At 63.9% G+C, this 12,823-nt stretch carries 10 protein-coding genes; all 10 read left to right on the plus strand.

Annotation, left to right across the window (positions count from 1 at the left end):
• Positions 1–1,808: DNA translocase FtsK (locus ACLL97_RS21380; RefSeq protein WP_411282513.1), on the plus strand; the 1,808-nt coding region annotated here is incomplete at its 5' end.
• Between the two features lie 150 nt (positions 1,809–1,958).
• On the plus strand, positions 1,959–4,895 hold the full coding sequence (locus tag ACLL97_RS21385) for a TonB-dependent receptor domain-containing protein (RefSeq protein ID WP_411282514.1): 2,937 nt from the start codon (positions 1,959–1,961) through the stop codon (positions 4,893–4,895).
• Between the two features lie 108 nt (positions 4,896–5,003).
• Positions 5,004–5,789, plus strand: coding sequence for a glycerophosphodiester phosphodiesterase family protein (locus tag ACLL97_RS21390; RefSeq protein WP_411282515.1), 786 nt, complete (start codon positions 5,004–5,006; stop codon positions 5,787–5,789).
• 56 nt (positions 5,790–5,845) lie between these two features.
• Positions 5,846–6,211, plus strand: coding sequence for a YraN family protein (locus ACLL97_RS21395; protein WP_411282516.1), 366 nt, complete (start codon positions 5,846–5,848; stop codon positions 6,209–6,211).
• 101 nt (positions 6,212–6,312) lie between these two features.
• The gene (gene recA / locus ACLL97_RS21400; RefSeq protein ID WP_411282517.1) at positions 6,313–7,389 is read left to right on the plus strand and encodes a recombinase RecA; all 1,077 of its coding nucleotides are present in this window, start codon (positions 6,313–6,315) and stop codon (positions 7,387–7,389) included.
• 157 nt (positions 7,390–7,546) lie between these two features.
• On the plus strand, positions 7,547–8,185 hold the full coding sequence (locus ACLL97_RS21405) for a regulatory protein RecX (protein WP_411282518.1): 639 nt from the start codon (positions 7,547–7,549) through the stop codon (positions 8,183–8,185).
• Between the two features lie 40 nt (positions 8,186–8,225).
• Positions 8,226–11,009 (plus strand): alanine--tRNA ligase, encoded by a 2,784-nt coding sequence (gene alaS / locus ACLL97_RS21410; RefSeq protein WP_411282519.1) that lies wholly within the window; start codon positions 8,226–8,228, stop codon positions 11,007–11,009.
• The gene (locus ACLL97_RS21415) at positions 11,006–11,374 is read left to right on the plus strand and encodes a hypothetical protein (protein ID WP_411282520.1); all 369 of its coding nucleotides are present in this window, start codon (positions 11,006–11,008) and stop codon (positions 11,372–11,374) included. The genes alaS and ACLL97_RS21415 overlap by 4 nt, the downstream gene beginning before the upstream one ends.
• A 58-nt stretch (positions 11,375–11,432) precedes the next feature.
• Complete coding sequence (locus ACLL97_RS21420) at positions 11,433–12,176, plus strand: tyrosine-protein phosphatase (protein ID WP_411282521.1); 744 nt, start codon at positions 11,433–11,435, stop codon at positions 12,174–12,176.
• Positions 12,177–12,206: 30 nt separating this feature from the next.
• On the plus strand, positions 12,207–12,812 hold the full coding sequence (locus ACLL97_RS21425; protein WP_411282522.1) for an SIS domain-containing protein: 606 nt from the start codon (positions 12,207–12,209) through the stop codon (positions 12,810–12,812).
• Positions 12,813–12,823: the final 11 nt, after the last annotated feature.

The following is a 12,823-nucleotide window of genomic DNA, read 5'->3' on the forward strand; positions in this document are numbered from 1 at the left end:
GCCCCGTCGCCACGGGTTCCAACGGCAAGGTGCCGGTCCCGCCGGCCGCGCCGTCGCCCGGCCAGACCGGGGCGTGGGGCGATGACGACACCGCGATCCCCACGGCCATTCCGAGCGCCGCCCCCAACTCTGCGACATTCGCACCGGCCCGCAGCGCGGCCTCGTCAGCCACCATGGTCGCCCCGCCGCCGGCACGACCGATGCGCGACCCGGACGACGTGACCGACGGTGCCGATGCACCACCGACCAAGGACCGGATCGAGTACGTCCTGCCGCCGATCACGGCGCTCGAGGACATCGCCATCCCGTTGCATGCCGGTGGGGACGAGGCATCCCACAAGCGCAACGAGGAGATCATCGTCAAGAAGCTGGCCGGCTTCGGGATCCCGGCCAGGATCGTCGCGCGCAATGCCGGCCCGGTGGTCACCCAGTACGAGGTCCAGCCGGCACCCGACGTCAAGCTGAGCCGGGTCGAGGCGCTCTCCGACGACCTTGCCATGGCCCTCGCCGCGCGCTCGCTCCGGATCGAGGCGCCGATCCCGGGCAAGAGCGCGGTCGGCATCGAGATCCCGAACGCGGACTTCAACATCGTCGCGCTGCGCCGGATCCTCGAGGATGTCGACTTCAAGGCCTCGGGCTCCACGTTGACCTTCGCCCTCGGGCGGGACGTGGCGGGCAAGGCCCAGGCCGTGGACCTCGCCAAGATGCCGCACCTGCTGATCGCCGGCGCGACCGGTTCCGGAAAATCCGTCTGCGTGAACACGATCATTACGAGTCTCGCCTATAGGCATACGCCGCGCACGCTGCGATTCCTGATGGTCGATCCGAAAATGGTTGAACTCAGTGTCTACAACACGCTACCGCATCTGCGCCACAAGGTGATCACCGACAATCGCGACGCAGCCTCGGTGCTCAAGTGGGCCGTCATGGAGATGCAGGACCGCTACCGGTTGCTCGAAGCGAATGCCTGCCGCAACCTGCAGGAGTTCAATCGTCGCGTGCAGCAGCACGCCGACGGCGAGGGGGCATCGCTCCAGAAGCCGCGCAATCTCGAAGTGGCCTTCGAGGATCGCACGTACACCGGCGGCGTGTTGCCGTACATCGTCGTCGTGATCGACGAAATGGCCGACCTCATGATGACGGTGCAGGGGGAAGTGGAAACTCCGATCGCGATGCTGGCGCAAAAAGCGCGTGCGATCGGTATTCACCTGATTCTGGCCACGCAACGTCCCAGTGTGAATGTGATCACGGGCCTCATCAAGGCGAACTTTCCGTGCCGCATTGCCTTTCGCGTGGCATCGCAGGTTGACAGCCGCACGATCATCGACGGCGCCGGCGCCGAGGCGCTGCTCGGCAACGGCGACATGTTGTTCCTCCCGCCCGGCAAATCGGAGCCTGCGCGACTGCAGGGAGCGTATCTCTCCAGTGAGGATACGGAGCGCTTGCTCAAGTGGTACGAGGACGCTCGAGCCCGTCATGAGGCGGGCGAGGGGATCACGGCCGAGCCGGACATTCTCGAAACGGTGCGAGCCCTTGAAGCCAAGGGCGACGGTGGCGATGACGAGGATGGGGACCGCGCGTCGGACGAGCGAGATGTACGTTTCCGTGAAGCGGCTGAAGTCGTCATTCAGCATCGGCAGGGATCAACGTCGCTTCTGCAACGTCGGCTGAAAATCGGCTACGGGCGCGCCGCACGGATCATCGACCAGTTGGAAGCGGCCGGCGTGCTGTCACCCACCGAAGGCGCGGCGCGACCGCGCGAGGTGCTGGTGGGTGCGCAGGATCTGGATCGCATCTGCGGGTCCTGACGTTTGCAGATTCTCAGCCGTCTCTCGGTACGACGTATTGACGGGGTGTAACGGTCCGGCGAACATTGATGCGGTTAGTCCCTCCTCCTCCCGCTCCCCCTCCCGCGGGCCGCCGGACCTCGACGTTTTTCCTCCCTTCCGAGGTGTTAGATGTTTCTTCTTCGCGTTCGACGAGTACTGACTTCGACCTTACTTGCGCTCAGCGCGCTGCCCATCGTAGCGGCCGGAGTGGCGGCCCAATCCGGAGCCATTTCCGGTAAGGTGACGAACGCCGAGAGCGGTCGCCCGATCGAGAATGCAACCATCAAGGCCTTGGTTTCCGGAGGCACTGCGTACGGGGCCGTCAGCGGCGCCGATGGTGCGTTCCGTATTGTGAATCTTCCAAACGGCTCCTACACGGTGAGCGTGTCGGCCATCGGCTTTGCGCCCAAGAGTTCGGCCAACGTACAGCCGGGGGCCGCGCTCACGATTGCGATGACGCCACGCACGAACGTTCTCGAACAAACGGTCGTCACGGCCAGTCGAAGCCGCCCTGAAAAGGTGCTGGATGCGCCGGCCCAGATCCTGACAGTCACGAGCCAGCAGATCGAGGAGCGCCCGGCTGTCACTGTCACCGACCACCTGCGCTCGACGCCCGGCGTGGACATCAACCGCGGTGGTATCGCGCAGGCAAACGTCGTGGCACGCGGGTTCAACAATGCATTCAGCGGTAGCATGCTCATGCTGCAGGATTACCGCTTCGCTGGTGTGCCGTCGCTCCGAGTGAACGTGCCGTTCCTGTTCACCGGTACGAACGAAGACATCGATCGCATGGAAATCTTGCTTGGACCGGCATCGGCCTTGTTCGGACCGAACAGTTCAAACGGCGTGCTCCACGTGATCACGAAGTCACCATTCCAGTCGCAGGGCACCACCATCAGTGTTGACGGTGGCGAGCGCTCGGTGCTCCGCACCGGTCTGCGCCATGCGGGCAAGATCAACGAGAAGGTCGCCTACAAGCTTTCGGGCGAATACATGCAGGGAAACGACTGGGAGTACAACGACCGATCGGAGCCGGCACTCTTTCCGAACACGGCCAACGTGCCGGAATCGCGTCGGGGTAAGGCGAACCAGCGTGATTTTGAACTCCAGCGCTACACCGGCGAAGCGCGGGTCGACGTTCGTCCGCGCGAAGGCATGGAAGCCATTTCAACGCTCGGTTACACCAAGGTCGGCAATGGGATCGAACTGACTGGTGCCAACGGGTCATCTCAGATTAAAAACTGGACGTATCTGAGCTTGCAGCAGCGGTTCCGCTGGAATCGTCTGTTCGCACAGGCTTTCATCAACAGCAGCGACGCGGGCAACGATGCGGCGTCGTCGGACAAAGGTACGTTTCTGCTGCGATCGGGCCAGCCGATCGTCGACCAGTCTCGCGTGGCTTCAGCGCAGTTGCAGCACGGCTTCGACCTTGGCGCCAAGCAGAGCTTCACGTACGGTGCCGACTATATCTGGACCAATCCCCGCACTTCGAACACCATCAACGGCCAAAACGAAGACGTGGACAACGTGACAGAGTATGGTGCGTACATCCAGTCTTCGACCAAGCCGATTAAGCAAGTTGAACTGCTGCTGGCTGCCCGAGGCGATGCGAACACAGTGATCGCAGGTACGTTTTTCTCGCCTCGCGCGGCGCTCATCTTGAAGCCGAGCGCGAACCAGAATATTCGGTTCACATTCAACCGCGCCTTCTCCACGCCTGGCAATTTCTCGTTCTTCCTCGACCTTATTCAGTCACCGAACGCCGGTGGATCGGGCTTTGACGTACGGGCGCGGGGTAACCCGCCCAAGGAAGGTCACCAGTTCAACCGCAGTTGCGGCACGGGAAGCGCGTTCGGCACGTACTGCATGAAGTCGGCATATGCCTCTCAGGGTGCGTTTGTCGGAGCCAGCGCAGCGGCGGCGTTCCCGGGCGCCATCCAGGCACTTGCCCCGCGACTCACGCCCGGCATCGCTGGCGCGCTGCAGCAGGCTGGTATCCCGGCCAGCATCGCCGCCACGCTCGCCGCAGGCGCGGTACAGTTCCTTGGCACCCGCACGCCGACCAACGCCGACCTGTCGACCCGCGTCTCGTATCTGTCGACGGCCACGACCGCACTGCAGACCACGCAGTTGCCCGATATCAACCCGCTGCAGGCATCTTTCAACAACACGTTCGAAGTCGGCTACAAGGGCACCGTCGGCGGCAACGTGACCTTCGACGTGGCGCTCTGGGGTCAGGAGCGTGGCGATGTCGGCACGCCGGCGGCACTGGCAACACCAAACGTGTTCTTCGGTAACCCGCAGCAGCTGGGCGGTTACCTCGGCGCGCAGCTCGCGGCAAACCTTGGACCGCAGCTCGCACAGCTCGGCCTCACACCAACGCAAATCGGTGCGGTCGTGAACGGTGTCGCCGGAGCGCTGACGCCCAGCGTTGCCTCGCTGCCGGTGGGTGTGGTCACCTTCGCGAACGGCAACACGCTGCCGAACGCCGTGTACGCGACGTACTTCACGTCGGCCGGGAAGCTGTGGGTGCGTGGCCTTGACCTCGCCACCTCTGTGGCGGCCACCGAACGCGTCACCGCCGATCTGGCGTACAGCTATCAGAGCCAGAACGTGTTCCGGGGCCTGAACGGCGGCAACGGTCTACCGCTGATGTCCAACTCACCGAACTCGCGTGGCTCCCTCGGCATGCGCTATCGCAACGAAGACAACGGCGTTGGATTCGAACTGAGAACGCGCTACAACGAGGCGTATCCGGTGAACTCCGGGGTGTACGCGTCGAACTTCGCGTTCCCGATTGCCGCCGGCCAAGCGGGTGCAACCACCACGGCGACCGCGGGCGGACCGGGGCGATGCTCGCCGGCACCGGCTGGCACGTTCTGCTACGAGAACGTGCCCGAAGCGTTCACGTTCGATGCTCAGGTGACGAAGCGCTTCAACCTCGGTGAGAACAAACTTGCGTGGACGCTGAATGCGACCAACCTGTTCGACAATCGCGTGCGCACTTTCCCGGGCGTGCCCGAGATCGGACGCATGATCATGACGCGCTTGCAGTATTCGTTCTAATCGGATTCGGTCGGCGGCCTGGTCGCCGGCCGTCGTCGAGTTCGATGTTCGCGCGGGGGCGGTGCACACGGTGCGCCGCCCCCGCGTACGCTTCCGCTATCTTGAAGGATGATTTTGCTCGACCCCAACGCCCGACCCGTGATCGGCCATCGCGGGAATCGTGCGTATGCCCCGGAGAACACCCTCGAGTCGCTGCAGGAGGCGGTCGCGCTTGGCGTGGATGCCGTCGAGTTCGATGTGCAGCTCTCGAGCGACGGCGTGTTGCTGCTCATGCACGACCGCACGATCGACCGGACCACCAGCGGCTCCGGCGCGGTCGCCACGCAGACGTTCTCGGAACTCCGGGCGCACGATGCCGGCGCTTGCTTCACATTGAATCGCGGTCGGACATTCCCTTGGCGCAATCGCGGCGTCGTGATTCCGACCTTCGATGAGGTTGTGGACGCGCTGCCGAGCACGCTCCCGTTGATCGTGGAGTTGAAAACGCCCGCGGCGGCGGCGGCACTGCATGCGGCCATCGTTCGGCATGGGATGCAGAAGCGCGTGATCGTGGCCGGATTCGAGGCGGCCAGCACACAGCCGTTGCGCGGACAGGGGTTCGCACTTGGCGCGAGTACACCCGATGTCGTTCGCCTGCTGCTCCCGTCGCTGCTGCATCGGCCGATCCCGACACCGTGGTATCAGGCCCTCTGCATTCCGCCAATGCACAACGGCATTCCGTTGCCGATCGCCGCGATTGCGCGTGCCGTACGCACGTCGGCGGTGGTCACGCACATCTGGACGGTGAATGATCCGGCGAAGGCCATGCGGCTCTGGGCGGACGGCGTACAGGGAATCATCAGCGACGATCCCGCATCGATCCTTGCCGCACGATCGCGCGTGGCGTTCGTTTGAGTCCCCCTGCGCAGTTCTGGTGACACACGTCGCGGGCAACCGCGATACCGTGCACCATGACCAAACAACGACAAGCGCTCGGGTTGCTGGGCGAACGCATCGCCGCGCGATGGATGCGACGCGACGGATGGGAATTCGTCGCGCATCGCTTCCGCAGCGGGCATCGCGATATCGACCTCATCATGCGACGCGCAAACGAGATCGCGTTCGTGGAAGTGAAGGCCAGACGAGGCGACGCCTTCGGCCATCCGGTGGAAGCGGTCCACTTCCGGAAACGCCGGGAACTCGGCCGGAGCGCCCGTGTTTGGGTCGATCGACATGGCGCTCCAGAGCTCGTCTATCGCTTCGATGTGATCGGAATCCTCGTTTCCGGTCAGAATGTCCGAGTCATGCACGTCGAGAATGCCTTTCTGTTGCCCTGAAATCAGACAGTGCAGGGGAGTTGTCCACATCGAAAGTTCTTCGTATTTTATTCGGGTCTTGGTCCTGGTCGCGTTCCCGGTAGATTCTCGCGAGCCAGGGCATGGCGGCTTCACCACTCACGACGGCGGTATCTATGGCGGGCACAGTGATGTCAGACGACAAGCGCAAGGCCCTGGCGCTCGCAGTCGCGCAGATCGAAAAGAGCTGCGGTAAAGGTTCGATCATGCGCCTCGGTACCGATTCCAAAGTGCGCGTCGAATCGATCCCCACAGGCGCGATTAATCTTGACGCGGCAATCGGTGTCGGCGGTATTCCGCGCGGCCGCGTCACCGAGATCTACGGACCGGAGTCCAGCGGTAAGACCACGCTCTGTTTGCATGTGGTCGCCAACGCTCAGAAGCTGGGCGGGGTGGCCGCCTTCATCGACGCCGAACACGCACTCGACACCGAGTACGCCAAGAAGCTCGGCGTCGATGTGGAGAACATGCTGATCTCCCAGCCCGACACCGGTGAGCAGGCACTTGAGATCTGCGAAATCCTTGTGCGCTCAGGTGCCGTCGACGTGATCGTCATCGACTCCGTCGCCGCGCTGGTACCCAAGGCGGAAATCGAAGGCGACATGGGCGACTCGCATGTCGGTCTACAGGCGCGCTTGATGAGTCAAGCGCTGCGCAAACTGACCGGTGCTATTGCCCGATCGAAGACCTCCGTGATCTTCATCAATCAGCTGCGCGAAAAAATCGGCGTCATGTTCGGCAATCCGGAAACCACCACCGGCGGTAAGGCACTCAAGTTCTACGCCTCGGTGAGACTCGATATCCGCCGCATCGGTCCGGTGAAGGACAAAGAAGAAGTGGTCGGCTCGCACGTCCGCGTAAAGGTCGTCAAAAACAAGGTCGCGCCCCCGTTCAAGCAGGCGGAGTTCGACATCATGTACGCGGAAGGCATCAGCCATACCTCGCTGCTCGTCGATATCGGCTCGGAAGCCGGCATCATCGACAAGGCCGGCGCCTGGTACAGCTACGGTACCCAGCGTATCGGACAGGGCCGCGAGAACGCGAAGATGTTCCTCAAGGACAACCCGGTGCTCATGGCGGAGATCGAAGAAAAGGTCAAGGTCTTGCTCGGCGTGAAAGTCGCGGAAGTGCCCGGCGCACCCGAAGAGACCGAGGAGTAGGACACAGGATCTGTCGCATGTCTGAACGTAAAGAGGGCCGAGGGGTCGCTCGCGATGTGAAGTGGTGCCCGGATCACCACGGCTCATTGTGAGTAGCCCCTCGGCTCTTTTTGTACCCCCTCCTGAGCCAGCGAGTGGGCCCGGCACGGTCAAGCACGTGCTGGAATCGTCGCGTCGACCGGGCCGGTTTGTCGTCACGTTGGCCGACGGACGCGTATTCACGGTCACGATTAGCGCCCTGAACGAAACGGGCGCCGCCCGGGCGGGCGTCGAGCTCGACGCGAACGCCGTGGCATACCTCGGCCGAGAATCGCTCATCACCGATCTCAGTGATCGCGCCGTCAATGCGCTGGCGCGTGGCCGAAAAACGCGCCGCGAACTCGAGATCCGCCTCCGTCGGTTGCAGCCTGACGCCGCGCTGATCGCCGAAGCGCTCGACCGACTGACCGCCATTGGTGTTCTCTCAGATAAGGAGGTCGCGCACGCCGAAGCCGCGGCACGGCTCCGGCGCGGTGAAGCCCCGGCAAAAGTTCGCCAGACGCTTCGGCGAAAGGGGGTCGACGGGCGCATCGTCCATGAGGCCGTCAGCGCGGCGATCAGCGAGGATGGCTTCGATGAGCTGGCCGCGTGCCGCGCCGTGGCGGAAAAGCGCGTGCGCGCCCTCGGTGCGAAGGAGCCCGCCGTGCTGCGACGCCGTTTGGTCGCGTTTCTGCAACGTCGCGGCTTCGGCAGCGGCATCATCGGCCAAGTCCTTCGCGAGCTGCTTGGACGACGATATGACAACGAGAGTGCGTAGCCTCCGCACAAAGCACGACCTCTCGTCTATATTTTCGTCTATGCTTGCGTCCGACATCCGCGCCCGATTCCTGGCCTACTTCGAGAAGAATGGCCACGCCATCCGCCCGAGCTCCGCGCTCGTTCCGGCCGATGACCCCACCCTGCTATTCACGAACGCAGGGATGGTTCAGTTCAAAAAGGTCTTTCTCGGCATGGAGGACGCTCCCGATGGAAGTCGGAGAGCGACCACGTCGCAGAAATGCGTCCGCGCCGGAGGCAAGCATAACGATCTCGAGCAGGTCGGCCACACGGCGCGCCACCACACCTTCTTCGAGATGCTCGGCAACTTCTCGTTCGGTGACTACTTCAAGCGCGATGCGATTCGCTTCGCCTGGGAGTTCATTACCGAAGACCTGAAGATTCCTCGTGAGCATCTGCGCGTCACCGTCTTCCACGAGGATGACGAAGCGCGTCAACTATGGAAGGACGTGGCCGACGTCCCGGACAACCGGATCTACGGGCTCGGCGCCAAGGACAACTTCTGGCAGATGGCCGATACCGGTCCCTGTGGTCCGTGTACCGAGATCTACGTCGATCTCGCGCACATGGCCCCCGACTGGGCATTTCCGAACGATGCGCACGGTGAGTGGACGAACACCGACATTTCGGACTATTCGCTCGATGCCTTCGTTGAGGGCGCCGAAGCAGGCCGCTTCCTGGAGATCTGGAACCTCGTCTTCATGCAGTTCGACCGTCAGCAGGACGGAACGATGGTGCCGCTTCCGAAGCCATCGGTCGACACGGGTGCGGGGCTCGAGCGGATCGCCGCCGTGATGCAGGGCGTCACGAACAATTTCCATACGGATCTCTTCCGCCCCCTGATCGCGAAGGTCGAGGACGTCGTCGGAATCGGGTACCCGTATCGTCCGGGTGTAGGCCTCGGAACCGCCGTGGGCAAGGATGGTCGTGAAATCGATCCGGCGTCCTTCCGCGTCATTGCCGATCACGCGCGCGCGACCGCGTTTCTGTTGGCCGATGGTGTCTTTCCGAGCAACGAAGGGCGGGGCTATGTGCTCCGCCGCATTTTGCGCCGCGCCGTGCGCCATGCGTGGCTGTTGGGACGCCGCGAGCCGACGCTCGTGCACGTGGTCGACGTCGTCATCGAAACGATGCGCGACCTGTATCCCGAGCTGCATGTGCGTCGGAAACACATCCTCGAGACGACGCGCGCGGAAGAGGAGCGCTTCCTCACCACGATCGACGCGGGCATGACGCGTTTCGAAGAGTGGGCGCCTGCCGCATCGACGCAGGGTTCGACGACCATGCGCGGCACGCTGTCCGGAGAAGACGCGTTCCGGTTGTACGACACGTTCGGATTCCCGATCGACCTCACCGAGCTCATGGCACGTGAGCGCGGGTATCTCGTGGATATTGCCGGCTTTGAGCAGGCGCTGTCGGCGCAGCGCAAGCAGTCGCAGGACGAACGGAAGTCACGCCAGATCACGGTCAGCGCCGATGATTTCGGTGATCCGACCCAATGGACGCACGACCAGCAGCATGCGGCTAGCCTTGGTCGGTTCGTCGGCTACAACGTGACGGAAGCGGAAACGGTCGTGACCGCAGTACGAGCGCTTCCTGACGGACGCGTGGCCGTTATGCTGCGCGAGTCGCCGTTTTACGCGGAGTCGGGTGGACAAGTGTCGGACCACGGTACCATTACCGGTGCCGGCTGGTCGGTGAGCGTGTCCGACGTCAAGAAGCTCGACGGTCGCATCGCTGCCATCGGCGTGGCCACCGGCGAGATCACGTTTGGTGCCGCGCACGCCGTGGTGCCGCGCGAGCGTCGTCACGATACGGAGCGCAATCACACGGCCACTCACCTGCTGCACGCGGCGCTACGCCACGTGCTCGGCGAACATGTCCACCAGGCCGGCTCGCTCGTGTCGCCCGACCGTTTGCGCTTCGACTTCACGCACCACGGACCGCTTACCCACGATCAACTGGTCGCGATCGAAGCGCAGGTGAACGCGGGTGTCTGGACCGCCGCCCCCGTGAATACAAGGGAGTCCGCGTACACCGACGCGGTGGCGCAGGGCGCTATGGCCCTGTTCGGTGAGAAGTACGGTGATGTCGTGCGCGTGGTCGAGATTTCGAACCTTTCGGTCGAGCTTTGCGGCGGCACGCATGTGCGAAACACTGCCGAGATCGGCCTGATGCGCATTGTTTCGGAGGGAGGTGTCGCGGCCGGCGTGCGTCGCATCGAGGCCGTGACCGGACCGCGAGCGTTCCAGTTCCTCGCCGATCGCGAGCGCGCGCTGGTGCAGGTGGCTACGCGGCTCAAGGTGCCGATGGCTGGTACCGCCACGAACCTCGAGCAGATCGAAAAGAAGATCGATGCGTTGATCGATGAGCGGAGGCAGCTCGAGAAACGCCTCGACGAGGCGATGCGCGGCGGCGTGTCCGGCGGGGGGGTGGCGCAGCAACTGGCCGCTCAGGCCGCCGAGGTTCACGGCATTCGATTCATCGCGACGCGGGTCGAAGTAGTCGATGTGAAAGCGCTCCAGTCGCTCGGTGATTCGCTCCGAGAGGCACTCGGCAGCGGCGTGGCCGTGCTTGGCGCGGTGCTGGCCGATGGAAAGGGTGCATTGCTCGCGGTGTCCACCGATGACGCTCGCGATCGCGGTCTTCGCGCCGACATCGTCGTGCGTGAGGTGGCGGCAACCGTGGGTGGACGCGGCGGCGGCAAGCCGCACATGGCTCAGGCTGGTGTCGATGCAGACAAGTTGGATGCCGCGATCGCCGCGGCGGCCGGGATTCTCGCTCGACTGGCGGCCGCCGGGTGAGCACGGCGACCGGTGCGGTAAGCGTGGCGGAAACGAGCGTGACCACGGTTGGCGGATGGTTCGAGGCCTTGTCGTCCGCTCCCCCCGACGGATTGCGAATTCGACTGGCGTCGTTGCTGCTCCCATTCGCGCATCTGCCCGTACAGCAGGTGCCTGAGGCTTGCCTCGACGCGGGAGAGCGATTGCTGGACGAGTTGTTGGCATCGGGATCCACCTCGCGCGCAACCGCTCTCGATCTGCTCGCGGTCGATGCGTTGGTGACCTACGCGTTTCAGGCCGCCGCTGATGAGCCGGCGCTGCTGGATGCCAGGGCAGCTCGGGCCCTCGCCCGAATCGCCGCGCTCCCTGGAGCATTGGGCGCCTGAACAGACGTATGCGAGCGGTGTCCGCATCGCCGAGCCACGCCAGCCGGGGGGACGCGTCATGATCGACATTCACTCGCACCTGCTGCCGGGAGTCGACGATGGTTCGCCGTCGCTCGAGGTCTCTATTCCTGTACTACAGCGATTTGCGGCGCAGGGCGTTACGCTGCTCATATGCACCCCGCACTTAAATGCGAGCCAGGCCGCCAGCGCACCATACGCTCATCACCAAGCTCTCCACAGGCAGTTGCGGGCCGAAGCTCCCGCCGGTCTCGAGATTCGGCTGGGGTGGGAAATCATGCTCGACAGTCCCGGGGTTGAGCTAACCGCTCCGGAATTGTGCCTGGGGCACTCGCGCGCGCTGCTCGTGGAGTTCACCCGCGGCGGGCTCCCCCGCGGCGCCACGAGCGAGCTACGCCGAATCGCCCGGAGCGGGCGGACGCCAATTCTGGCCCACCCCGAGCGGTACTTCGGCTGTACCCTTGAGCTCGTGCGGGAGTGGAGGGCACTCGGCGTTGTCATTCAGACCGACGCCTCGGTGCTCATGGGGCGCGGGGGCCCGGCCGATCTCGCGAAGGCGATGCTGGCTGAGGGACTTATCGACATCCTCGCCTCGGATAATCATGGAGATGGCCGGTCCCTTGGTGCCGCCCGTGACTGGCTCACGGAGCGCGGAGCCGACGAACAGAAGGACTTGCTGCTTCGGGCGAATGCCGCGCGGGTGCTCGGCGACGAGGATCCCCTGCCAGTTCCCCCCCTCGGAGCCGGGCTGGTCGGACGACTCAAGCGTATCTTCGGTCGCTGACACGATCAATCCTTAAACCTTCCCCAATCCATGTCCAACGCCGATCGAGGCTCCCAGAACGCGCCAGGGGCGTCCGTTGCACCATTACTGACCGCCCTGACTGAGCTCGCGCAGACGGCCGAACGGGTCGCGCGCGATCTGGCACCGGAGATCGAGCGCGCACTGGAGATGGTCCGCACCGCGGTAAGCCAGGGAGGCACGCTGCTGTTCTGCGGGAATGGCGGGTCGGCTGCCGACGCCCAGCACCTCGCTACAGAATACGTGGTCCGGTACATGCGAAACCGTCGAGCCTATCCTGCGATCGCCTTGACCACAGACACGTCCCTGCTCACCGCGGTGGGGAATGATCTGGGCTTTGATCACATTTTTTCTCGGCAAATCGAGGCGCTCGGGAAGCGTGGGGATCTGCTGATCATCCACTCTACGAGTGGGAATTCACCGAACGTCTTACGCGCCGCTGAGGCCGCGAAGGAGAAAGGGATTCCCGTGTTGGCGTTGACCAAGCGGGATGGCGGCGCGCTGAGGGTGATCGCGGATCACACTATTGTGGTGCCGACCGATCGAACGGACCGCGCGCAGGAGATTCATCTGTGCATCCAACATGCGATCTGCGACGCGATCGAGCAGACGCTCTGAGCGAGTCGTCT

This window comes from Gemmatimonas sp. (assembly GCF_046594945.1).
GTDB lineage: Bacteria > Gemmatimonadota > Gemmatimonadetes > Gemmatimonadales > Gemmatimonadaceae > Gemmatimonas.